Below are 21640 nucleotides of genomic sequence, written 5' to 3' on the forward strand. Positions count from 1 at the left end.
GACTTCTGCGTACTTGCCGTTCTTGATCAGCAGGTTTAGTGCTTCTGCTACTGGCTTGACCAGGCCGCTGTCCTTCTTGGTGGTGGCTGCGATCTTTCCTACGATGTCGCCGCCGCCGGAGAAGCTGCCGATGATTTCGGTCTTGCCCGAGGTTGCCACGTGGTAGGCGGCTGTGGGGTTCGGGCCCAGGTAGGCCTCGATGCGGCCGGATTCCAGGGCCAGGTAGTAGTCGGAGCTGTTCTGGAAGTACTTGATGTCTGTTGGCTTGAGGCCCTTTGCCTCGTTTTGCTTCGACCAATCGACCAGGATCTTTTCCTGGTTGGTGCCTGAGCCTACTGCGATGATCTTGCCTGCTACGTCTGCCGGGGCGTTGACCTTCCAGGTGCCGCCCTTCTTCGCTTCGAAGGCCAGGGTGTCCAGGCGGTAGGTGGCGAAGTCGTACTTGTCCTTCCTGGCTTCGGTGACGGTGATGTTGGAGAGGCCTAGCTGGTAGGCGCCCGAGTCCAGGCCCACGAAGAGGTTTTCCCAGGAGGAGACCTCCAGTTGTGGTTCCAGGCCCAGTACCTGGGCGATGAGTACGGCGATGTCTGTTTCTACGCCGATGGGGGTCTTGTCGTCTGTCGCGTAGAAGCGCAGTGGTGGGGCGGTGCCTGCTGAGCCGCCGATGGTGATCTTGCCGGTTTTCCTGACCTCTTCCGGGACCAGGGCGGCGATTGCGTTGTCCTTCTCGGCTGTTACGCGCTTCTGGTCGGGGCTGAGGTTGATGACCTTGCCCTGGGCTACTACCTGGTCTTCCGCCACCGCGCCGTCTGCGCCGCCGCAGGCCGAGACCAGGACGAGCAGACCTACTACCGCGGGGACGAGTCTGGCTAGTGACACGGTGCTTCCTCCGGCTATCACAGGACTTTTGACAAGAAGGCGCGGGTGCGCGGGTGTTGGGGGTGGTCCAGGACCGTGGTTGGGCTGCCCTGTTCGACGATGACTCCGTCGTCCATGAAGACGACGCGGTCGGCTACCTCGCGGGCGAAGCCGATCTCGTGGGTTACGACGATCATGGTCGTGCCGGTGCTCGCGAGGTCCTTGATGACGTCCAGCACCTCGCCGACCAGTTCGGGGTCGAGTGCTGAGGTGGGCTCGTCGAAGAGGAGGAGTTTTGGGGAGAGCGCTAGGGCTCTGGCGATGGCCACGCGTTGTTGTTGGCCGCCGGAGAGTTGTCTGGGGTAGGCGTTCTCCTTGTCGGAGAGGCCTACCCTGGCCAGTAGTCTGACCGCTTCCTGGTGGACTTCCTTCTTCTGCTTGCGCTGTGCGGAGAGCGGGGCCTCTGCCACGTTCTCCAGCACGGTGAGGTGGGGGAACAGGTTGAAGTTCTGGAAGACGAACCCGATGTGGGTGCGCTGCTTCAGGATTTCGCGTTCCTTGAGCTCGTGGAGCTTGTCGCCGACCCTGCGGTAGCCGAGCAGGTCGCCGTCGATGCTGACGTAGCCCCGGTCGACCTTCTCCAGGTGGTTGATGGTGCGCAGCAGCGTGGACTTGCCGGAGCCGGACGGGCCGAGGACGACGACCACCTGTCCCTGCTCCACCTCCAGGGTGACGCCCTTGAGGACCTCCAGGGTGCCGAAGCTCTTGTGGATGCCCCTGAGGTCGACCATCGGCCTGCTCATCCGGTCGCTCCTGCTCTGGCGCGGAGCGCGGCGTACTGGGCGCGCACCCGTTGCAGCGGTGTGGGTGGCAGGTTGCGCAGCGCTCCCTTGGCGTAGTGCCGTTCGACGTAGTACTGGACGACGGACAGGAGGGTGGTCATGGCGATGTACCAGACCGTGGCGACCATGAGCAGTGCCACGACCCTGGCGTTGCGGCCGTAGACGACCTGCACCTGGTAGAAGAGTTCGCCGATGGCCATGACGGAGACGACCGAGGTTCCCTTGAAGAGGCTGATGACCTCGTTGGCCGCGTTCGGCAGGATGGAGCGCATCGCTTGTGGCAGAACGATTCGGCGGAACTGGCGCAGCCTGGGGATGCCCAGTGCGGCGGCGGCTTCGAGTTGGCCGTGGTCGACGGCGATGATGCCCGAGCGGACGATCTCCGCGGCGTAGGCGGCTTGGTGCAGCGCGAGTCCGAGCACCGCGGCGCTCATCGGGCCGATGAGGTCCTTGGTGTCGAACGAGACGAAGGACGGGCCGAACGGGATGCCGAAGTCGAAGCGCTGGTACAGGTAGGCGATGTTGAACCAGAACAACAACTGCACGATCAGCGGGATGGAGCGGAACGCCCAGATGTAGGTCCAGCTCACGACCTGGAGGAACGGGCTCTTGGACAGGCGCATGAGCGCGATCACCACGCCGAGCGCGAAGCCCAGCACGGTGCCGTAGACGGTGAGCTCGATGGTGACGCCCACGGCGCGCAGGATCGAGTCGGCCGTGAAGTACTGCCTGAACGTGGGCCAGTCCCAGCCGGTGTTGGTCACCAGGCCGTGGATGAACTGGGCCAGCAGCACGAGCACCACGGCGACGCCGACCCACCGCCACGGGTGGCGGGAGGGCACCACCTTGAGCGACGCCGGATCGGCCTCGTCTTCTGGTGCGGCCACCAAAGGGCGCGCGGAAACGCTCATGAGGGGTCCTTGGGCCGGGGTCGGCTGAGCAGCCCGGCGGCCGGGGTGGGCCGGGCTCGGTACTTGGTGGAAGAGGAGATCAGCGGGTGCGACAGATGGCGCTGCTGATGCGGCCGAAGTCCACGTGGCGGCGGGAGCACAGGACGGTCATGTCGCTCTCCGTTTCGCGGTGGTGTGTCCGGCTTGTCGGGGGAACGGTAACCACGCCCCGAACCACCGGGCAAGACATCGGATCCACTCGCGACCGAACGTCCAACTGGTGAAACTCCGCCTGGGCTCGTTGACATCGTTTCACTCTCACCCGAATAGCTCAGCCCCGCAGGTGAACAGCGGGCCGACCTGGGCCGTATTGCCTAGTGCCCCGGCAGCACCCGCACCAGGAGAGTCCCCCATGGAGTTCGCCCGCACCGCCCGCACGGGGCTCGGCGCCGTCGTGGTCGCGACGACGGCCGCCGTCGTGCTGCTGATGGCGGCCGCCCCCGCGGTGGCCGAGAAGGCGGACCTGAGCGCGTCCTGCGGAGCGGGTGGCGCGGTGCTGGCGGTGGACCTCAAGGGGTACGCGGCGGGGAAGAACACCATCAAGGTCCAGGACGGCGGGATCGTGCTCTCCAACCGGGAGTTCGACCGGTCCTACGTGGGCTCGTTCCCCCGGCCCGCCGACCTCGCGCACACGTTCGTCGTCACGGTGCGGGTGGCGGGCAACAGCCGCCAGTCGTTCGTCCGCGAGGTGAGGACGACGCCGTGCGCGCCCCCGCGCCAGGTGCCGCCGCCGGTTTCGACCGTCGCCCCGCCTTCCTCGACACCCACCACGGCGACCACCACGCCCACTGCGAGTAGCACTCCGGCGCCTTCGGCGACTGATCCGGGATCGTCGACGCCTCCGACCACCAACACGGGCATCGTCCCGCTCGGCAGCAGCTCCGAGCTGTCGGACGCGGGCGCGGCAGGCGCGATCCCCCTGTTGATCGGCCTTTGCCTGGTCAGCGCGCTCGGCATGGTGCTGTTCAGCGTGCGGCGCCGACACCGGTCCGACTGACCGAAAGGCGGCCCCCGCAAGCCCCTGATCAGGCTCGTCGTTATTCGGACGGTGACCAACCATCACCCGATCGGCCCATCAATTGCCGTGAACAGTGACCTGCTCGACTCCGTACAGACAAGTGGCGGCTTCGCGACGCCACCGCACGGACCACGACAGGAGTGTCACCATGGGGTTTGCACGATCGGACGACGCGGCCATACGCGTGGCGAGGCGGACCCTGGGTGCCTTCGCGCTCGTGGGCACCACGGCGGTCGTCTGGTTCGGCTTCGTCGACCCGGCGGGCGCGAACGCGCCGACCGTGAAGGCGAGCTGTGTGGGCGGCCAGTCGGTGCTCACCGTGGAGGTCCACGACTACAACGGCCGCGTGACGAACACCGTCAGCGTCCTGGACGGCCAGAAGGTCCTGGACAGCCAGAGGTTCGGGTCGTCGTACCAGAACTCGTTCATCCGGCCGGGCAACGTGGAGCACTCCTACCGGGTCGTGGTGAAGGCCGGGAACGACCGGACCGGGGACCAGGGGTTCTCGTTCGACCGGACGGTGCCGCAGCAGGTGTGCGCCCGTGCCGCGCCCACGACGACGTCGACGACGACGCAGGCCCAGAAGCCGACTCCGTCGTTCAGGACGACCGCTCCGAGGACGACCACCGTGCCTACGACGACCACCACGCACGTGACGCCGCCCCCGGTGACGACCACCACGACGGTGAACACCCCTCCCCCGGCGCGGAAGGTCGAGCCGCCCGTGCGGAGCGAGACCACGACGACCGAGACCACCACGCCTGAGACCACCACGAGCGAGACCACGACCACGACGACGACCGAGGCGACGACGAAGGCCCTGCCGCCGCTGGTGCCGCCGCTGGTCAGCCTCATCGAGCCGCCGTCGGCGAAGACCGAGCGGACGTCGGCCGGTTCCGCGACCGCGCCCAGTGACAGGCCGTCGTCCTCATCGCCCGCCGCGGCCTCGTCCTCCTCCTCCTCCTCCTCCTCCTCCTCCTCCTCGTCGGCGGCCGGTGACGGTCGCGGGCCCGTGGGCGGGGAGACCTCGCGGTCGTCCTCGACGACCACTCCCGAGACGACGAGCCGGAGCAACGTCCAGGTGCTCGCGGACGACACCGACCTGCCGACCACCGGCGCGTCGGTCGCGATCCCGCTGCTCTTCGGCCTCTGCATGCTCACCGCGGGCGGTGTCGTGGTGTTCAGCATGCGCAACCCGCGCAAGCGCGGCAGGCACGCCGCCTGACAGCGGCTTCCCCCTCCGGCCCTTCGTGCTCCGCGTTCGGGGGGCCGGACGCGCGGAAGCCCACCCGCCTGCGCGGCGGGTGGGCTTCCGGTCGGTGGGAGGGGTCAGGGCAGGATCTGGATCTTGCGCCCCTCGCCCGCCTTGAACTGCTCGATCGCCGCCGCGTAGCTGTCCAGCGGGAGGCGGTCGCTGATGAAGATGTTCGGGTCCAGCACACCGGTCGCGAAGAGGTCGGCCGCTCGTTCGAACGAGTGCAGCACCGCCATCGAACCGGTGATCGTGATCTCCTGGTTGTAGATCTTGTACGGCTCGATCACCGCGCGGGCCGCGTAGTCCGAGACGCCGAACTGGAGGAACGTCCCGCCCTTCGCGACCCGGTTGAGGCCGTCCTGGATCGCGCGCTCGTTGCCGGTCGCGTCGATCACCACGTCCCAGCCCTTCGGCCGGTCCAGCTCGTCGGCCGACGTGGCCGTCGCCGTGACGCCCAACTGCTTCGCCGTGGCGAGGCGGTCGGTGTTGATGTCGACCACCTCGATGCTGGCCGCGCCGGTCAGCTTGCCGAGCTGGAGCATCATCAGGCCCATGGTGCCCGAGCCGTAGATGAGCACCCGGCTCGCGAGCTGCGAGCGGAGGATGTCGTACCCCCGCACCGCGCAGGACAGCGGCTCGATCAGCGCCGCGTCCTCGGTGCGGACGTGGTCGGGCAGCTTCACGCAGTTCGCCACCGGTGCGACCGCGAACTCGGCGGCGCCACCGGACACCGACACCCCGATCGCGTTCCACCGCTCGCAGAGGTTGTTGCGCCCCAACCGGCACATCCGGCACTCGTGGCAGTACAGCGACGGGTCGACGGCCACGCGGTCGCCGACGGCGACCTCGGTGACGTCGGCGCCGATCTCGACCACGACGCCCGCGAACTCGTGGCCGGGGATCACCGGGAGCGTCGGGGCGAACTCGCCCTGCAGGATGTGCAGGTCCGTTCCGCACAGACCGCAGGCGGAGACGTCGACGACCACCTCGCGGGGGCCCGCTTTCGGATCGGGCACCTCGGTCACCTCTAGCTGACCGACACCGGTGATCACGACAGCCTTCACTTGACGGCTCCTAGCGACAAGCCCTGGACCAACTTGTCCTGGGCGGCGAACCCCGCGATCAGCACGGGGAGGGACACGACCGTCGCCGCGGCGCAGACCTTCGCCAGGAACAGGCCCTGGCTGGTGACGAAGCCGGTGAGGAACACCGGTGCGGTGCCCGCGACCACGCCGGTCAGCACCCTGGCGAACAGCAGTTCGTTCCAACTGAAGATGAAGCAGATCAACGCGGTCGCGGCGATGCCCGGCATGGCGATGGGAGCCACCACCCGGCGCAGCGTCGTGATGAGACCGGCACCGTCGATCGACGCCGCCTCCAGGATCTCCGGCGGCACCTCGGCGAGGAACGAGCGCATCAGCCACACGGCGATGGGCAAGTTCATCGAGGTGTACAGGATGACCAGGAACGAGATGTTGTCGAGCATCCCGGTGAACTGCGCGACCAGGTAGATCGGCAGCAGACCGGCGACGACCGGCAGCATCTTGGTGGAGAGGAAGAAGAACATGACGTCCGTCCACTTCTCCACCTTCTTGATGGAGAGCGCGTACGCGGCCGGGATCGCCAGCAGCAGCACGATGATCGTGGAGCCGATGCTCGCGCTGAACGAGTTGATCAGCGGCGGCCACGGGGACTGGCCGGTGGACGCGCCGAAGAACTCCTCGTACCCCTGGAGCGTCAGGCCCGCACCGAGCGACGGCGGGTTCGTGGCCGCGTCCGACTCGCTGTGCAGCGAGGTCAGCACCATCCACGCCACCGGCGCGAAGAACAGGATCGCCGAGAACCAGGCCACCACACCGACAAGCCTGCGCATCACTTCACCTCGTCCTTCAGCAGGGACGACACCACGCGCAACGCGAAGTTGGCGATGATGAGCGACCCGATGACCACCACGACACCGGCCGCGGACGCCTGCCCGTAGTCGTGCGCCTGGTAGAAGGTCTGGTAGATCGTGTACGGCAGGTTCGCCGTGCCCAGACCACCCGAGGTGATGGTGAAGACCGCGTCGAAGTTCTGCACGATGTAGATCGACCCGAGCAGACCGCCCAGTTCCAGGTACTGCCGCAGGTGCGGGAACGTCAGGTAGCGGAAGATCTGCCACCCGGTCGCCCCGTCGATGCGCGCGGCCTCGACCACGTCCATCGGCCTGCTCTGCAAGCCCGCCAGCAGGATCAGCATCATGAACGGCGTCCACTGCCACACCAGCGAGGCCTCGACCGCGATCAGCGGCATGTCGCTGATCCACTCGGGCTGCGGTGGGCGTTCGGCGCCGAACAGGCTCCACAACCAGGTGAGGGCGCCGTTGAAGAGGCCGTACTCCGGGTTGTAGAGGGCGTGCTTCCACAGCAGCGCGGCGGCCACCGGGACGACCAGGAACGGTGCGATGAGCATCGTGCGGGCCAGTCCCCGGCCGAAGAACTTCTGGTCGAGCAGCAGCGCCAGACCGAGGCCGAGGATGAGGCTGACCACCACCACGACGACGGTGAGGATGACCGTCGTGACGATCGACGACCTGAGGTTCGGGTCGGTGAAGACCGCCACGTAGTTGTCGAACCCGGCGAACCCGCGGTTGTCGGGGTCGAGGGAGTTCCAGCGCAGCACCGAGATGATCAGCGTCGCCACGAAGGGGAGCTGGGTCACCACGATGGTGAAGATCAGCGCTGGGAGGAGGGGGGCCCGACGGGCCCAGCGCGCTGCCGCGCTGAGCCCCGTCGGTGCGGGAGGGGTGCCCCGCCTTTGCTGCTTTGCCGGTGGTGGTGCCGTGTCGAGGCTCATCGAGGGCTCCTCGTTACTTCGCGCGGTACTTCTCGGCGACCTTCTCCGCGAGCGCCTGGCCCGCGTTCAGCGCGTCGTCGACCGACGTCGATCCCGCGATGGCCGAGCTGATCTGCTGCGAGACCTGGGTTCCGAGGTCGGTGAACTCGGGGATGCCGACGAACTGGATGCCGCTCGCGGGCCTCGGCTGGACACCGGGGTCGGTGGGCTTGGCACCCTTGATCGCGGCTTCGGCCTGCTTGGCGAACGAGCTACCCGCGGCCAGGTAGTCCGGGTTCTGGTAGGTGGAGGAACGCTTGCCGTCCGGCACCTTCGACCAGCCGAGCGACGTGCCGACCAGCTTCTCGTAGTCCTTGCCGGACGCCCAGGAGATGAACTTCCACGCGTTGTCCTGCTTCTTGCTGGCCTTCTGGACGCCGAACGCCCAGGTGTAGAGCCACTGCGACGCGTCGGTCTTGACGACGGGCGCCTGCGCGAACGCGAGCTTGCCCTTCACCGGGGAGTCGTTGGCCTCCAGCAGGCCCGCGGCGACCGTGGCGTCGTACCACATCGCGACCTTGCCCTGCGTCATGTTGTTCAGGCACTCCGCGAAGCCCGCCTGCGGGGCACCGGCTTCACCGTGCGCGCGGACCAGGTCCACGTAGAACTTGGTGGCCTCCTTGAACTCCGGGGAGTTCACCTGCGCCTGCCAGTCCTTGGTGAACCAGGTGCCGCCGAAGGTGTTGACGACCGTCGTGAGCGGAGCCATGACCTGGCCCCAGCCCGGCTGGCCGCGCAGGCAGATGCCCTTCATGCCCGGCTCCGCGCCGTCGACCTGGGCCGCGAGGTCGGCGACCTGCTGCCACGTCGGCTTCTCCGGCATGGTGAGGTTCTTGGCGTCGAAGACGTCCTTGCGGTACATGAGGAACGACGACTCGCCGTAGAACGGCTCCGCGTAGACCTTGCCGTCCTCGGCGGTCAGCGACTGCCGGATCGGCTCCAGGATGTCGTTCTGGTCGAAGCCGCTGTCCTTGGCGATGAAGTCGTCGAGGGGCGCCAGCCAGTTGTTCTTGGCGTAGATGGGCGTCTCGTAGTTGCTGATCGTCGCGACGTCGTACTGACCGGCCTGGCTGGAGAAGTCCTGGCTGATCTTGTCGCGGACGTCGTTCTCGGGCAGCACGGTGTAGTTCACCTTGATGCCGGTCTGCTTGGTGAAGTTGTCGGCGGTGAGCTTCTGGATGTCCTGCATCTGCGGGTTGTTGACCATCAGGACGTTGATGGACTGCCCGTCGGCCGTGGATCCACCCCCACCGGCGCCACTGCACGCCGTCACCCCGACTGCCACCAGCGCGGCTGCCGCCACACGGGCGACGCGGCGAGAACTGAATGACGTCATCGTCTTTCCTTCCCATCTAACCGATTTGCCCTGAAGAGGGCGTCGAGCAGCCAGGTCACCACGCCGTGGTGCACCACTCGGGGGACTTGATCAGGTTCTGACTACTTTCGGGCCTAGCGCGGCATAGCGGTGACCTTCGGCCGCGGGCAGTCCGGAATCCGTGATGATGGCTTCGAGATCCGAAATCGCGGCGAACCGGTTGAAGCTCGCCACGCCGAACTTGGTGTGGACGCCGACGAAGATCTTCCGTCGCGAAACGCCCACGGCTTGTGCTTTGACCGCACCGACCACCGGGTCCGGTGTGGTCAGTCCGTGCTCGCGCGAGATCCCGTTCGACCCGATGTACGCGAGGTCGATCACCATCTCGCTGAGCATCCGGATCGCCCAGTGGTCCACAGTGGCCAGTGTGCGGCCGCGTACGCGACCGCCCAGCAGCAGCACCGTGACCGAGGGCGTCCCGGACAACGCCGCGGCCGTCGGCAACGACGCGGTGACGACGGTCAGCGGATGGGTCGTCGGAAGGGCTTCCGCCACCAACTGCGGCGTGAACCCCTCGTCGACGAACACCGTCTCCGCGTCGGCCAGTCGATCGGCCGCCGCCTTCGCGATGCGCCGCTTCTCCGGCACCATCGACGCCGAGCGGAACGCGAGACCGGTTTCGAACCCCGCGCTCTCCACGGGGAAGGCGCCACCGTGCGTCCGCCGGACCAAGCCGTGGTCGTCGAGGAGCCTCAGGTCCCTGCGGACCGTCTCCGGCGCCACGCCGAGCTCAGCGGCGATGTCGACCACGTCGACCCGCCCGTCGGCCCGAGCACGAGCGAGAATGCGGCGCTGACGCTCTTCTGCCTGCATGCACACCCTCCTGCCCACTCGGACTTACGCATGCCCGTTCGGGCTGCCCATAGGTTTAACACCGGCGAAACAGTGTGGCCAGCGACACAGCAGGTGTGAACATGCCCGATTACTGCCCGTTTTGCTAGTCGAAACACGCGTAATTACCGAATGGAGACCGAACATCTGCCCGTTTGCCACTCAGAACGTGCCCGGATTTCTTGTGGCGGGCCAGTTTCGTCAGATCTGGAAGATCGCCGATAGGCGTAATAGTGGTCTACCGCTAGGCCGAAATGTGAGGGTCTCTACGCCTTTGGGCAGATTGTTGCTACGGAAAGCAATGGATTTCACGATCGAGTGACCGTCGAGGAGGTCACGGACCAATGACCGAACGGTCACGATTGGGTGTTCACGGTCTGGGATCTTCCCAGTGCGGTGGGTGATCACCCCAGTTCGCCCGGAGGTCGCTCCGGACCTGGAGAATGCTCCGCATGCCGAAGATCGAGCACCCGACACCCGGCGCACGCCTGCTGGCGCGAACCGCCGTCGCCCTGCTGAGCGCCGGCCTCCTCACCGCCTGCGGCACCCCCACCCCTTCCCCCACCCCCTCCCCGACCCCGGACCCCACCTCGTCGAGCCCGACGTCCGAGCGGCGGCACGTGCTCGACGTCCAGGTGACCGGCACGGCGGTCCTGACCAGCCTCACGTTCACCTTCGACGGGAAGGCGACCGAGGAGGCGAACGTGGTGCTGCCGTGGACCAAGAAGGTCGAGGTCCCGTACGGCAGCGGACGCCACGAGTGGGAGCTGGCGATGCGGTACGACGGCGGCGACGTCGGCGCCACCGGCACGGTGGACGGCAAACTGCTGACCCGAACCGAGGGCAGCGCCTCGCCCGGCAGCAACAGCACGGCGAACCTGAGCGGCGGCTTCACGGACTGAGGTTCTCGAAGGCCATGGCGGTGGGCACGGCCCGGGGGCGGGGCGGCATGGCCTGGGCCATGCCGGGGACACACCAGGGGCAGGGCGGGGCGGCATAGCCAGGGCCATAGCGGGCCACACCAGGAGGCCATGGCCGGAAGCAGGGCCGGGCGGGGGCAGGGCCGGGGGTGGAAACAGGCCCACCGGAGCTGCCGGAACTGGCCGGAGCTGCCAAGCCGGAACCCAGGGACGCGGCTTCCACTGGTACTCACTACGCCGCTTCTGCCAGCGCCCAGCCACGCCGTTCCCCGGCAGCTCGGCGCTCACCAACACCGTGCCCGCGAGCGCCCGCCTACGCCGCATCCTCGGTACCCCGGTGCTCACCAACGCTGTGTCCGCGAGCGCTCACCTACACCGCATCCTCGGTGCCCGGTGCTCACCAACGCTGTGTCCTCCCAGTACTCGGCTCCACCGATCCCGGCACTCACCTACTCCCTACCCCGGCGCTCGCGTGCACCGTTTTTGTCGGTGCCCACCGGTAGCGTTCAGTTCGGGGGGCCTTCCTGATCAGGGGACCCCTCCGAGCCGACCTCCCGACCGCCCCCACGCATGGGCCGGGCCCCCGAGGAGGTCGAGGCTCGGGGGCCCGGTGTCTTGGGTGTGCTGGTGGATGGGGGTTAGCTGCCGTAGACCTCGAACTCGCCCACCTGGCCCGCGGGCCAGCCCGTGTTGGCCGTGATGGTCGCGCGGACGTACCTGGCCTGGCCCGCCGTGAACGTGATGGTGGCGGTGTTGCCGGTGGCCGGGTCGAACGTGCGGCCCGCGGAGGCCGACAGGGTGCGGTAGGTGTTGCCGTCGGTGCTGCCCTCGATCGACAGGGTCTGGGTCCTGGTTGCCCAGGCCGTCGGGGTGGGCAGCTTGAGGACCACGCGGCCTACCTGCGTCGACGTGCCCAGGTCGACGGTGACCGACTGCGGGAAGGCGTTGTTCGCGCTCTCCCAGTACGTGCCCGGATCGCCGTCGGTCGTCCTGGACGGGCCGTACACGTCCGACTGGCTGGTGGCGGAGGCGGACTTGCCGCGCGCCAGGTTGCCAGTGGGTACGGGAGTGGTGGTGGTGGTCGTCGTCGGGCCACCGGACCGGTAGACCTCGAACTCGGCGACCTGGGCGGCGGCCCAGCCGGTGTTGGCGGTGACCGTCACGCGCAGGTAGCGGTGGTCGCCGGTCACCGGGATGGTGACCGCGTTGCCGGACGCGGGGTCGAAGCGGTGGCCGGTGGGGCCGACGAGCTGGCTGAACGACGACCCGTCGGCGCTGCCCGACACGGCGATCGTCTGCGTGCGGGCCTCCCACGACGGCGGCAGCTTCAGCACGAGCCTGCCGACGGCGGTGGAGGCGCCGAGGTCGACCGTGAGCGTCTGCGGGAACGAGCCGTTGGCGCTCTCCCAGTACGACCCGGCGTTGCCGTCGGTGGCGTTCGACGCGGCGAACCCGGACCCCTGGCTGGACGCCGAAGCCGACCGACCACGAGCCAGGTTGCCACCGGGGTCCGGCGGAACAGTGGTCGTAGTAGTGGTGGTCGTCGTGGTGGTCGTGGTCGTCGTCGGCGGCACGGTCGGATCGCCGTACACCGGCTCCGGCCACGGCCCGCAGTACGGCGTGGTGTCCCACCCGGAGTTGCCCGTGCCGCGCTCGATCGCGAACCCGCCCGACCCCAGGCAGCTATAGATCCCACCCCGGCCCAGCCCGCTCGCCGTTACGTTCGAGAACGACGCCCCGCCCGGCGACTGGAGCTGGATCCCGAACGTCCCCGCGCCGAGGATCCGCACCCCGTTGAAGTGCACGTTCGTGATCGTCCCGCTGATGAACTGGATCGCCTCGTAGTTCGAGTCGATCAGGTCCGTGTCGGTGACGTCGATCCGCCCCGACATCGCGCCGTCGCGGGCGTCGAACCACAGCGCGCCGACGCCGAACTGCCAGTTGGAGTCGAGCACCCCGGCGCGCAGGGTCGTGTTGCGCGCCAACGTGGTCGTGCCCGCCAGCGGCACGGACTGGAACCGGTTGCCGACGTGGATGCCGCCGCCCTGGTCCTGGGTGTCGGCCACGACGTTGTCCGTGGCCGTGTTGTCCCGGCCGCCATAGATGGCGATGCCGTTGGCCTTCATCGGCACGACCACGGTGTTGTGCCGGATCGTGTTGCTGTGATCGGCGTCCCGCTCGGACCAGAACGCGATGCCGTCGTCGCTGATGTTGCGGAACAGGTTGTTCTCGATCAGCACGTTGCTGACGCCCTGGTGCAGGTTCATCCCGTCGGCGAGCTGGTCGACGACCCGGTTGTTGCTGATCGTCAACCCGTCGAACGGCCCGTCGAGCCAGAGGCCGACCTTGGTGTGCTGGAGGAACATGCCGTCCACCACCGACCCGCCGCCCAGCGCGCCGCCGATGGCGTTGACCTGGTCGCAGTCCTCGCGCGTGGTGACCTCGCCGATGATGGCGAAGTTCCGCAGCTCCACCCGGCTGCTGCGGCCGGAGTTGCCGCCGATGCCGCAGCTCGACGGCTCACCCAGGCCGTAGAAGCCGACGCGGTTGCCGCGCACGACGCTGTGCCAGTGGCCCGCGCCGCGCACGACCACCTGGTCGACGGTGATGTGCCGGGTGACGGTGAACGTCCCGGCGGGGATCCACACCTCCTTGCCCGCGGCCTTCGCGGCGGCCACGGCGGCGACGAAGGCGTTGCTGTCGTCGCCCGAATCCCCGGCCACGGCACCGTGTTCGGTCACCGAGACCGAGTTGGCGGGCCTGGTCGCGGCGGCCACCTGTTCGAAGTCGGCCAGGTCGATGGTGTACGACGGCGCGGTGTCACCGCTGTCGACCTGCAACCGGACCTTGGCGCCCGCCTGCAAGGTCGAGCCGAACAGCGCCCTGGTCGAGTCGTACAGGTGGTGCGGCTTGCCCTGCCCCGGATCGTTGGCGTACGGGTAACCGCCGTAGCGCCACGAGTACTTCGACGTCAGCGTGAGGCTGCCGGACTTCGTCCCGTCGAGGTAGAGCGACAGCGGCGCCGTGATGCCCGCTCCCCCGTTGCCGTCCGGGACGCTGTAGCGGATGTCGATGGAGTTGGCGGGCTTGGTCAGGGTGAACTCGACGTACTTCCCCTGACCGGACAGGGTGACGGCCTGGCGGCCGGACGCCTCGCCCTCGAGGGTGCCCTGCCTGCGGCCGGGGCCGATCCTGGTGCCGTTGGTGGCGGCGTTCTCGGCCTCGACCTCGGTGAACGGGACGGTGGCGCCGCGGCCGGGGACGTCGAACGGCGACTGGTAGGCCGCCGCCGCGGCGACCTGGCCGGAGGCGGACTGGGGTGCGGCGACGACCACGAGCGCGGTCACCACCGCCGCGGACAGGCACGCGGCGCCGAACGCCAGCGGCCGTCGGAGGGAGGAGCGCATGGGACGGCCCTTCTAGGAGGTGTAGGCCTCGAACTCGGAGAGCTGCCCGGCGGGCCAGCCCGTGTTCCCCGTGAAGGTCAGGCGCAGGTAGCGCTGGTTCACCGTGACCGGGACGGTCACCTGGTTGCCGCTCGCCGGGTCGAACCGGTAGCCGGTGGCCCCGACGACCTGGCCGAAGCCGGTGCCGTCGTTGCTGCCGGACACGCTCACCGTCTGCGTGCGGGCGCCCCACGCCGCGGCGGGCGGCAGCTTCAGCACCAGCCGCTTGACGGCGGTGGCCGAGCCGAGGTCGACGGTGAGCGTCTGCGGGAACGCGTTGTTCGCGCTCTCCCAGTACGAGTCGGCGTTGCCGTCGGTGGTCGCCGTCGACGGGTAGCCGCCGACCTGGCTGGACGAGCTGACCGGCTTGCCGCGGGCCACGTTGCCGGACTGCGGCGGTGTGGTCGTCGTGGTGGTCGGGGTGTCACCCGCGTTGCGCGGGGGCCAGGTGCCGCAGTCGGTCCACTGGCTGTCCCAGCCGGAGTTGCCGCTGCCGCGGTTGATCGCGAACGTGCCCGCGTTCGACGGGTAGACGCAGTTGTAGAACCCGCGCGTGCCGACCCGCGAGGCCACGACGCCGGTGAACCTCCCCGAGCCTGGCGCCTCCACCTGGAGCACCACCGTGCCGACGCCCTCGACGGACGCGCCGTCCACGGTGACGCCGGTGATCGGCTTGCCGGTGCCGCTGCCCGACACGAACTGGAGCGCGCTGTACGGGCTGTCGACGAACCGGTTGTCGGTGACGGTGACCGGTGAGGTGATCGGGAAGTCGTAGGAGTCGAAGCGGATCGCGCTCATCGGGTGGCCCCAGTTGGGGTTGATCGCCCCGGTGCGGACCAGCGTGTTCTGCGCGACCGTCGTGGTGCCCCCGAGCGGGGAGAACGAGCCGTCGTAGACGAACGCCTGGTTGGAGATGGCGATGCCGCCGCCGAGCGCGTTCGTGTCGCGGATCAGGTTGCCGCGCACCGAGATGTCGGTGCCGCCGTAGATCGCGATGCCGTTGGCCAGGTTCGGCTGGACGATCGTGTTGTTGACGAACGAGTCCCGCACGTCCGCGCCCAGCGACCACATGGCCAGCGAGTCGTCCCCGGTGTTGCGCAGGAAGTTGTTGCGCACCACGGAGTCGGTGACGCGGCCGTTGAAGTTCAGGCCGTCGGCCGCCAGGTCGAGGAACCGGTTGTTCTCGATGACGGCGTTGCTCGTGGTGCCGTTCATGGTCCAGATCCCGCACTTGAGGTGCTGCATCCACAGGCCGGAGATGACCGAGCCGTTGCCCAGCGGGCCGTGGTAGGCGTTGTCCGGGCTGGTGTCCACGCGCTGGGTGACCTCGCCCAGCACGGCGAAGTCGTGCAGCCTGATGTTCCCCTGCACCTGGCCGTTGTTGAGGAACGGGTTGTTGCTGTGCAGGACGGAGTGCCAGTTGCCCGCGCCGCGGATCGTGACCTGGTCGATCGCCAGGCCTCGGCCGATGTCGAAGGTGCCCGGCGGCACCCACACCTCGCGTCCCTGTGACTTGGCGGCGTTGATGGTGTTCACGAACGCGTTCGCGTCGTCGCCGCCGTCGTTCGGCGTCGCGCCGTAGTTGGTGACGGACACCGAGTTCGCGGGCTGGGCCGCGGCGCCCGCGACCTGCTCGAAGTCGGCGAGGTCGATGGTGGCGGTGCCGACGTTGCCCGCGTCGAGTTGGACGCGGACCTTGTCACCGGCCTGGACGTCGCGGCCGAGCAGGGCGCGCGACTCGTCGTAGAAGTGGTGCTCCTTCGCGCCCGCGATCCACGGGGCGGTGAGGTAGCTGTACTTCGACGTGACGGCGAGGTCGCGGACCTTGGCGCCGTTGACGAGCACGGACACCGTGCCCTGGCTGCCGTCCGGGACGCTGTAGCGCACGACGATCGAGTTGGCGGGCTTGGTGAGGGTGAACTCGACGTACTTCCCCTGGCCGAACAGGGTGATCGCCTGGCGGCCGGACGCCTCGGAGGCGAGGCTGCCCTGCGTGTAGTCGGGACCTATCCGGTTCCCGTTGGTGGTCGCGGTTTCGGCCTCGTACTCGGTGAACGCGACCGAGGCCCCGTTCCCGCCCGCGGTGAGGGTCAGGGGCGGTGCGTCCGTCGGGGCGGTGGAGAAGACCATCCCGGCCAGTGCGCCCGCGGCCACGACCGCGAGCGTCAAGGGCAGGGCTGTGCTGCGGACAGGAGACATCAACGGCTCCAAGCAGGGGGTGAAGCGCAGGGGGTCGAGACCCGGCCGAGCGCCGGGCGGGTGGTGCCGGGCCACCGGTGGTCGGGCGGACGACCACCGGTGAGCGCGCGCGGAGCGGGGACTACGGGTGCTCGGGTCTCAGGCGGACCGACATCGTTGTCCTCCTCTGTCAGGCCAGGCGGAGCCAGGCCGCGGTGTCCGACGGCAGGTCGCCGTCGACGAGGGGGTTGCTGGTGAGCAGCACGCCGTCGTGCTCCGGCAGGGGGATCGGGGCCGACGACAGGTTGACCACGCAGGCGAAGCCCGGCGAGCGGGTGAAGGCGAGCACGCCGGGACCGAGGTCCAGCCACGTCAGGTCGCCGTCGCCGAGCGCTTCCTCGCTGCGGCGCAGCCGGAGGGCGTTGCGGTAGAAGGAGAGCATCGAGTCCGGGTCGGCCGCCTCGACCTCGGCGGTGAAGTCGCTCCACTCCTCGGGCTGCGGCAGCCAGGCCGTGCCGTCGCCGAACGCGAACGGCGGTTCCGCGCCGCCCCACGGGATCGGGATGCGGCAGCCGTCGCGACCGCGATCGGTGTGGCCGGACCGCACCCACACCGGGTCCTCGCGCAGCTCGTCCGGCAGGTTCTCGACCTCCCAGAGGCCCAGTTCCTCACCCTGGTAGACGTACACGCCGCCGGGCAGGGACGTGGTGAGCAGCGCCGCCGCGCGGGCCCGCCGCGTGCCCAGCTCGAAGTCGGTCGGCGCCAGGTGCTGGCGGTCGCCGAAGTCGAACGAGGTGTCGGCGCGGCCGTAGCGGGTGACGTGCCGGGTCACGTCGTGGTTGGACAGCACCCAGGTGGGCGGCGCGCCGACCGGGGCGTGCGCGGCGAGGGTGTCGTCGATGACCCCGCGCAGCGCCGTGGCGTCCCACGGGCAGCCGAGGAAGTCGAAGTTGAACGCCGAGTGCAGCTCGTCCTCGCGCAGGTAGCGGGCGAAGCGCTCCGGGTCCGGCAGCCACATCTCGCCGACGAAGATCCGCTCGCCGGGGTACTCGTCGGCGATGCGCCGCCAGTGCCGGTAGATCTCGTGGACGCCGTCCTGGTCGGAGAAGGGCAGCGGTTCCGGTGTCTCCCCGTTGAGGTCCGGCAGACCGTCTTCCTTCACCAGGCCGTCGGCGACGTCGATGCGGAAGCCGTCGACGCCGCGGTCCAGCCAGAACCGGAGGATGTCGTCGAACTCGTCGTGCACCTCCTGCTTGGTCCAGTTGAAGTCCGGCTGCTCCGGGCTGTACAGGTGCAGGTACCAGTCGCCCGCCGTGCCGTCCGGGTTCGTCGTCCGGCTCCACGCCGGGCCGCCGAACCGGGACTGCCAGTCGTTCGGCGGCTCGGAGCCGTCCTCCCCCTTGCCCGGCTGGAACCAGAACAGCTCGCGCGCGGGGCTGCCCGGTCCTTCGGCGATGGCCCGCTGGAACCACGGGTGCTGGTCCGAGCAGTGGTTGGGCACGATGTCGATGATGATCTTGATGCCGAGGGCGTGCGCCTCGTCGATCAGCTTCTCGGCCTCCACCAACGAGCCGAACAGCGGCTCGATGGCCCGGTAGTCGGCCACGTCGTAGCCGCCGTCCGCCATCGGCGACGGGTACCACGGGTTGAGCCAGATCGCGTCGATGCCCAGTTCGGCGATGTAGGGCAGCTTGCGCAGCAGGCCCTGGAGGTCACCGACCCCGTCGCCGTTGCCGTCCGCGAAACTCCGGACGTACACCTGGTAGATCGCCGCCCCGCGCCACCAACGCGTGGTCGTGGTCGTCTTCGCTTCGGCCACTTCAATGCCCTCCTCGTGGAATGGGTCAGCCCTTGACGCTGCCCGCGGTGAGACCGGCCAGGATGTGCCGTTGGAACAGCAGGAAAACGGCGATCATCGGCAGGGCGGCGAGCACCAGACCGGCCAGCAGCAGGTTGATCGGGGTGTCGGGCGCGAACCGCTGCAACGCCACGCTGAGCGTTTGCAGCGACGGGTCGGAGAAGACGAGCAGGGGCCAGATGAAGTCCTTCCACGCGGCCACCACGGCCAGGATCGAGACCACGGCCAGGATCGGCCGCGCCATCGGCAGCACCACCCGCCACAGCACCGTGACCGCGCCCGCTCCGTCCATCCGCGCGGCGTCGAGCAGCTCCGTCGGGATCTGGTCGAAGAACCGCTTCAGCAGGTAGATGTTGAACGCGTTGGCGGCGGCGGGCAGCCAGATCGCGGCGGGGTTGTTGACCAGGTTGACGCCCAGGATCGGCACGTCGGTGATGGTCAGGTACATCGGCACCAGCAGCGTGGACGGCGGCAGCATCAGCGTGACCAGCATCGCCACCAGCACGCCGTCGCCGAACACCGGGCGCAGCTTCGACAGCGCGTACGCGGCGGGCACGTCGAACAGGATCTGCACGAACCACGCGCCCGCCACCACCAGCACGGTGTTGAGGAAGTACTTGCCCAGGTCCATCAGCTCCCACGCCTCGGCGTAGTTGCCGGGGTTGAAGGTCTCGGGCAGCACCGTCACCGGCACCTTCGCCAGCTCCACGGCGGGTTTCATCGCGCCGAGCACCAGCCACAGGAACGGCAGCACGAACGCCGCGGTGAACACCACGATCGTCGCGGTGAACACGATCTTGTAGCCGATCCCGGTGCGGCTGCCGGAGAAGAGGGTCCGAACAGGACGGTCGCTCACGCGTCTGCCCTCCTGGTGATCCGCAGGTAGGCGAAGGAGAACACCGACAGGAACACGAGCAGCAGCGTGCTCATGGCGCTCGCCGTGCCGAAGTCGTTGTAGACGAAGGCGTAGCGGTACAGCAGGAGCAGCACGGTGACCGTCGAGTCGTCCGGACCGCCGCCGGTCATGATGTAGGGCTCGGTGAAGATCTGCATCGTCGCGACGACCTGCAACAGCAGCAGCACCAGCAGCACGAACCGGGTCTGCGGGATCGTGACGTGGCGCAGGCGCTGCACCACGTTCGCGCCGTCCAGCTCGGCCGCCTCGTACAGCTCGCCGGGGATCGTCTGCAACGCCGCCAGGTAGATCAGCGTCGCCGAGCCGAGGTTCGACCACGTCGCCACGAGCACCAGCGACAGCAGCGAGGTCGTGCTGTCGTCGAGCCAGCGCGGGCCGTCGATCCCGACTGTCCGCAGGATCGAGTTGAACAGGCCGGGTCCGGGGTCGTAGAACCACTTCCACAGCAGCGCCGCCACCACCGGCGGGAGCATGACCGGCAGGTAGACGACCAGCCGGAAGTACCCCTTGGCGTGCCGGAGTTCGTTGAGCAGCACGGCGATCAGGAACGGGACGAAGAACCCGAACACCAGCGCCAGCCCGGTGAACAGCAGCGTGTTGCCCCAGGCGTCCCAGAACAGCGGGTCCGCGAAGAGCCGCTCGAAGTTCTCGAACCCGACCCACTCCGGGTCGGTGATGAAGTTGACCTGCTGGAACGCCAGCAGGACACCGCGGACGATGGGGTACCAGGAGAACAGCGCGAAGCAGACCAGCGCGGCGCAGAGGAACCCGTACGCCGTCAGGTTCTCCACGATCCGGCGGCGCATCCGGCCGGGGGCCCGCCCCGGACGCCGGTCGGCGTCCGGGGCGGGTGCTCCGGCAGGGCGGAGCAGTGTGGAAGCCGACATCACTTCACCTGGGCCAGCACCGGGTTCACCTTGGCTTCGGCGTCGGAGAGGAGCTGCGAGACGTCCGCGTCCTTGTTCGTGAGCACGGCCTGCATCACGTTGTCGAGGATCGCGTACACCTGCTGCGCGTTCGGCGGCTCGATGGCGCCCTTGATGCTCTCGAACGAGTCGACGTAGGCCTTGAAGTTCGCCACCGGCACGGTCGCGCTGGCGTCCTTGAGCTGGTTCTGCTTGTCCCGCGTGGCGCCGGTCCAGATGTCGGCGACCGGCGGGACCGGCAGGCCGATGGGCTGGCCGTCGGCCTTGTAGCGCTGGAGGTTCTTCTCGATGCGGTCCGGGTTCAGGTACTTCCACTGCACCCACTTCAGCCCGGCCTTGATCTTCTCGGGCGTGGCCTTCGGGTTGATCATGTAGCCCTCGCCGCCGATCAGCGTGCCCTTGCCGTCCGGGATGCCCGCCAGGCCGTAGTCCTCGTACTTGCCCTTGAACTGGTTGACCAGCGTGGGCACGTTGTCCGGCGCGGCCAGGTACATGCCGAGTTGCCCGGCGCCCATCATCTGCTGCACGTCGGCGAGTTCGAGTAGCTGCTTCTCACCCATGCTGTTGTTGTCCCACCTCATCTTCTTGAGGTGGTTGAGCACGGCCTTGCCCTTGTCGTTGTTGAAGTCGGCGACCCACTTGTCACCGTCCTTCTTGGCGATCGAGCCGCCTTGCGAGTACATCCAGGTGGTGAAGTGCCAGCCGCCCTGGTTGCTCTTGCTGTACTCGGCGAAGCCGACCGTCCCGTCGCCGAGGTCGGCGATCTTCTTGGCCGCCACCGCGACCTCGTCCCACGTCTTCGGCGGCGAGTCGGGGTTCAGGCCCGCCTTGGTGAACACCGCCCGGCTGTAGAGCAGGCCCATGGAGTAGTTGGCCGTGGGCACGCCGTAGACCTTGCCGTCGGCGCTGAACACGTCCTTGAGGTTCTGCTGGATGTCCGCGTAGTGCGGCACGTCCTTGACGTACTCGGTGATGTCAGCCGCCTGCTTGCGCGCGATCAGGTTCGCCGGGTCCGTGAAGTAGGCGTAGAACACGTCTTCGAGCTGGCCACCCGCGAGCTTCGCCGAGAAGGTCTTGGGGTCCATGAACCCCTCCTTCGGCTGGAGGTCGATGTCGGGGTTCGCCGCCTCGAACTCGGCGACGTCCTCGTCGAAGATCTTCCGGTCGAACGCCTGCGTCTGCGGCGGCTGGCCGTTGATCGTGAGGGCCACCTTCCCGCCCGTCGACGCGTCGGGCGTGCCGGAGGAGCACGCGACCGTGGCGAGGCTGAGGCTGCTGACCAGCAACAGGCCTGCGGCTCTGCGGACCGTTGATGTGTTCATCGTCTGGGGACCCTTCTCGACGAGGGTGCGCGGGATCTGTCCGTGAGTCGGAGGTGACTCCCGGCGGCGGA

The 21640-nt window shown here is 68.4% G+C and carries 17 protein-coding genes; 3 read left to right on the plus strand and 14 right to left on the minus strand.

Features of this window, described 5'->3' with window-relative positions:
* The 3 genes from NZH93_RS45570 to NZH93_RS45580 all read right to left on the minus strand — a co-directional run.
* Positions 1-879: transporter substrate-binding domain-containing protein (locus NZH93_RS45570; RefSeq protein WP_259629597.1), on the minus strand; the 879-nt coding region annotated here is incomplete at its 3' end.
* A gap of 17 nt (positions 880-896) precedes the next feature.
* Positions 897-1661, minus strand: coding sequence for an amino acid ABC transporter ATP-binding protein (locus tag NZH93_RS45575; protein ID WP_276025263.1), 765 nt, complete (start codon positions 1659-1661; stop codon positions 897-899).
* Positions 1658-2611, minus strand: a complete 954-nt coding sequence (locus NZH93_RS45580) for an amino acid ABC transporter permease (RefSeq protein WP_259629598.1) — start codon at positions 2609-2611, stop codon at positions 1658-1660. Before NZH93_RS45580 ends, NZH93_RS45575 begins: the two co-directional genes overlap by 4 nt.
* Before the next feature lie 391 nt (positions 2612-3002).
* Between NZH93_RS45580 and NZH93_RS45585 the strand changes: the two genes are divergently transcribed.
* Together NZH93_RS45585 and NZH93_RS45590 are read left to right on the plus strand one after the other, a co-directional pair.
* Positions 3003-3647 carry a hypothetical protein gene (locus NZH93_RS45585; RefSeq protein ID WP_259629599.1) on the plus strand — a complete coding sequence of 215 codons (645 nt, stop codon included), beginning with the start codon at positions 3003-3005 and terminating at the stop codon, positions 3645-3647.
* A 169-nt stretch (positions 3648-3816) separates the two neighbouring features.
* Positions 3817-4893, plus strand: a complete 1077-nt coding sequence (locus tag NZH93_RS45590) for a hypothetical protein (RefSeq protein ID WP_259629600.1) — start codon at positions 3817-3819, stop codon at positions 4891-4893.
* Positions 4894-4997: 104 nt separating this feature from the next.
* Here the strand turns inward: NZH93_RS45590 and NZH93_RS45595 are convergent, their stop codons facing one another.
* The 5 genes from NZH93_RS45595 to NZH93_RS45615 form a co-directional block, all read right to left on the minus strand.
* On the minus strand, positions 4998-5987 hold the full coding sequence (locus tag NZH93_RS45595) for a zinc-dependent alcohol dehydrogenase family protein (RefSeq protein ID WP_259629601.1): 990 nt from the start codon (positions 5985-5987) through the stop codon (positions 4998-5000).
* Positions 5984-6796 carry a carbohydrate ABC transporter permease gene (locus tag NZH93_RS45600; protein WP_259629602.1) on the minus strand — a complete coding sequence of 271 codons (813 nt, stop codon included), beginning with the start codon at positions 6794-6796 and terminating at the stop codon, positions 5984-5986. The genes NZH93_RS45595 and NZH93_RS45600 overlap by 4 nt, the downstream gene beginning before the upstream one ends.
* Positions 6796-7758, minus strand: a complete 963-nt coding sequence (locus NZH93_RS45605; protein ID WP_372507003.1) for a carbohydrate ABC transporter permease — start codon at positions 7756-7758, stop codon at positions 6796-6798. Before NZH93_RS45605 ends, NZH93_RS45600 begins: the two co-directional genes overlap by 1 nt.
* A gap of 13 nt (positions 7759-7771) precedes the next feature.
* Positions 7772-9133 carry an ABC transporter substrate-binding protein gene (locus NZH93_RS45610; protein WP_259629604.1) on the minus strand — a complete coding sequence of 454 codons (1362 nt, stop codon included), beginning with the start codon at positions 9131-9133 and terminating at the stop codon, positions 7772-7774.
* 90 nt (positions 9134-9223) lie between these two features.
* Positions 9224-9985 carry a DeoR/GlpR family DNA-binding transcription regulator gene (locus NZH93_RS45615; RefSeq protein ID WP_259629605.1) on the minus strand — a complete coding sequence of 254 codons (762 nt, stop codon included), beginning with the start codon at positions 9983-9985 and terminating at the stop codon, positions 9224-9226.
* 470 nt (positions 9986-10455) lie between these two features.
* Here NZH93_RS45615 and NZH93_RS45620 point away from each other — a divergent pair, with 470 nt between their 5' ends.
* The gene (locus NZH93_RS45620; RefSeq protein ID WP_259629606.1) at positions 10456-10905 is read left to right on the plus strand and encodes a hypothetical protein; all 450 of its coding nucleotides are present in this window, start codon (positions 10456-10458) and stop codon (positions 10903-10905) included.
* A gap of 656 nt (positions 10906-11561) precedes the next feature.
* Here NZH93_RS45620 and NZH93_RS45625 read toward each other — a convergent pair.
* The 6 genes from NZH93_RS45625 to NZH93_RS45650 form a co-directional block, all read right to left on the minus strand.
* On the minus strand, positions 11562-14330 hold the full coding sequence (locus NZH93_RS45625) for a discoidin domain-containing protein (protein ID WP_259629607.1): 2769 nt from the start codon (positions 14328-14330) through the stop codon (positions 11562-11564).
* A 12-nt stretch (positions 14331-14342) separates the two neighbouring features.
* Positions 14343-16568: a discoidin domain-containing protein gene (locus NZH93_RS45630; RefSeq protein ID WP_259629608.1), complete on the minus strand. Its 2226-nt coding sequence runs from the start codon at positions 16566-16568 to the stop codon at positions 14343-14345.
* A gap of 169 nt (positions 16569-16737) precedes the next feature.
* Positions 16738-18366, minus strand: coding sequence for a glycoside hydrolase family 13 protein (locus NZH93_RS45635; protein ID WP_259629609.1), 1629 nt, complete (start codon positions 18364-18366; stop codon positions 16738-16740).
* A 25-nt stretch (positions 18367-18391) separates the two neighbouring features.
* Complete coding sequence (locus NZH93_RS45640; protein WP_259629610.1) at positions 18392-19261, minus strand: carbohydrate ABC transporter permease; 870 nt, start codon at positions 19259-19261, stop codon at positions 18392-18394.
* On the minus strand, positions 19258-20208 hold the full coding sequence (locus NZH93_RS45645) for a carbohydrate ABC transporter permease (protein WP_259629611.1): 951 nt from the start codon (positions 20206-20208) through the stop codon (positions 19258-19260). The genes NZH93_RS45640 and NZH93_RS45645 overlap by 4 nt, the downstream gene beginning before the upstream one ends.
* The gene (locus NZH93_RS45650) at positions 20208-21569 is read right to left on the minus strand and encodes an ABC transporter substrate-binding protein (RefSeq protein WP_259629612.1); all 1362 of its coding nucleotides are present in this window, start codon (positions 21567-21569) and stop codon (positions 20208-20210) included. Before NZH93_RS45650 ends, NZH93_RS45645 begins: the two co-directional genes overlap by 1 nt.
* Positions 21570-21640 lie beyond the last annotated feature (71 nt).

It is taken from the genome of Umezawaea endophytica (assembly GCF_025061645.1).
Taxonomy (GTDB): Bacteria; Actinomycetota; Actinomycetes; order Mycobacteriales; family Pseudonocardiaceae; genus Umezawaea; species Umezawaea endophytica.

Coding starts and splice junctions, on each gene's coding strand:
- NZH93_RS45600 (WP_259629602.1), bottom strand. CDS start 6,796: ATGCGCAGGCTTGTCGGTGTGGTGGCCTGGTTCTCGGCGATCCTGTTC.
- NZH93_RS45605 (WP_372507003.1), bottom strand. CDS start 7,758: ATGAGCCTCGACACGGCACCACCACCGGCAAAGCAGCAAAGGCGGGGC.
- NZH93_RS45580 (WP_259629598.1), bottom strand. CDS start 2,611: ATGAGCGTTTCCGCGCGCCCTTTGGTGGCCGCACCAGAAGACGAGGCC.
- NZH93_RS45650 (WP_259629612.1), bottom strand. CDS start 21,569: ATGAACACATCAACGGTCCGCAGAGCCGCAGGCCTGTTGCTGGTCAGC.
- NZH93_RS45585 (WP_259629599.1), top strand. CDS start 3,003: ATGGAGTTCGCCCGCACCGCCCGCACGGGGCTCGGCGCCGTCGTGGTC.
- NZH93_RS45575 (WP_276025263.1), bottom strand. CDS start 1,661: ATGAGCAGGCCGATGGTCGACCTCAGGGGCATCCACAAGAGCTTCGGC.
- NZH93_RS45625 (WP_259629607.1), bottom strand. CDS start 14,330: ATGCGCTCCTCCCTCCGACGGCCGCTGGCGTTCGGCGCCGCGTGCCTG.
- NZH93_RS45620 (WP_259629606.1), top strand. CDS start 10,456: ATGCCGAAGATCGAGCACCCGACACCCGGCGCACGCCTGCTGGCGCGA.
- NZH93_RS45615 (WP_259629605.1), bottom strand. CDS start 9,985: ATGCAGGCAGAAGAGCGTCAGCGCCGCATTCTCGCTCGTGCTCGGGCC.
- NZH93_RS45645 (WP_259629611.1), bottom strand. CDS start 20,208: ATGTCGGCTTCCACACTGCTCCGCCCTGCCGGAGCACCCGCCCCGGAC.
- NZH93_RS45630 (WP_259629608.1), bottom strand. CDS start 16,568: ATGTCTCCTGTCCGCAGCACAGCCCTGCCCTTGACGCTCGCGGTCGTG.
- NZH93_RS45590 (WP_259629600.1), top strand. CDS start 3,817: ATGGGGTTTGCACGATCGGACGACGCGGCCATACGCGTGGCGAGGCGG.
- NZH93_RS45610 (WP_259629604.1), bottom strand. CDS start 9,133: ATGACGTCATTCAGTTCTCGCCGCGTCGCCCGTGTGGCGGCAGCCGCG.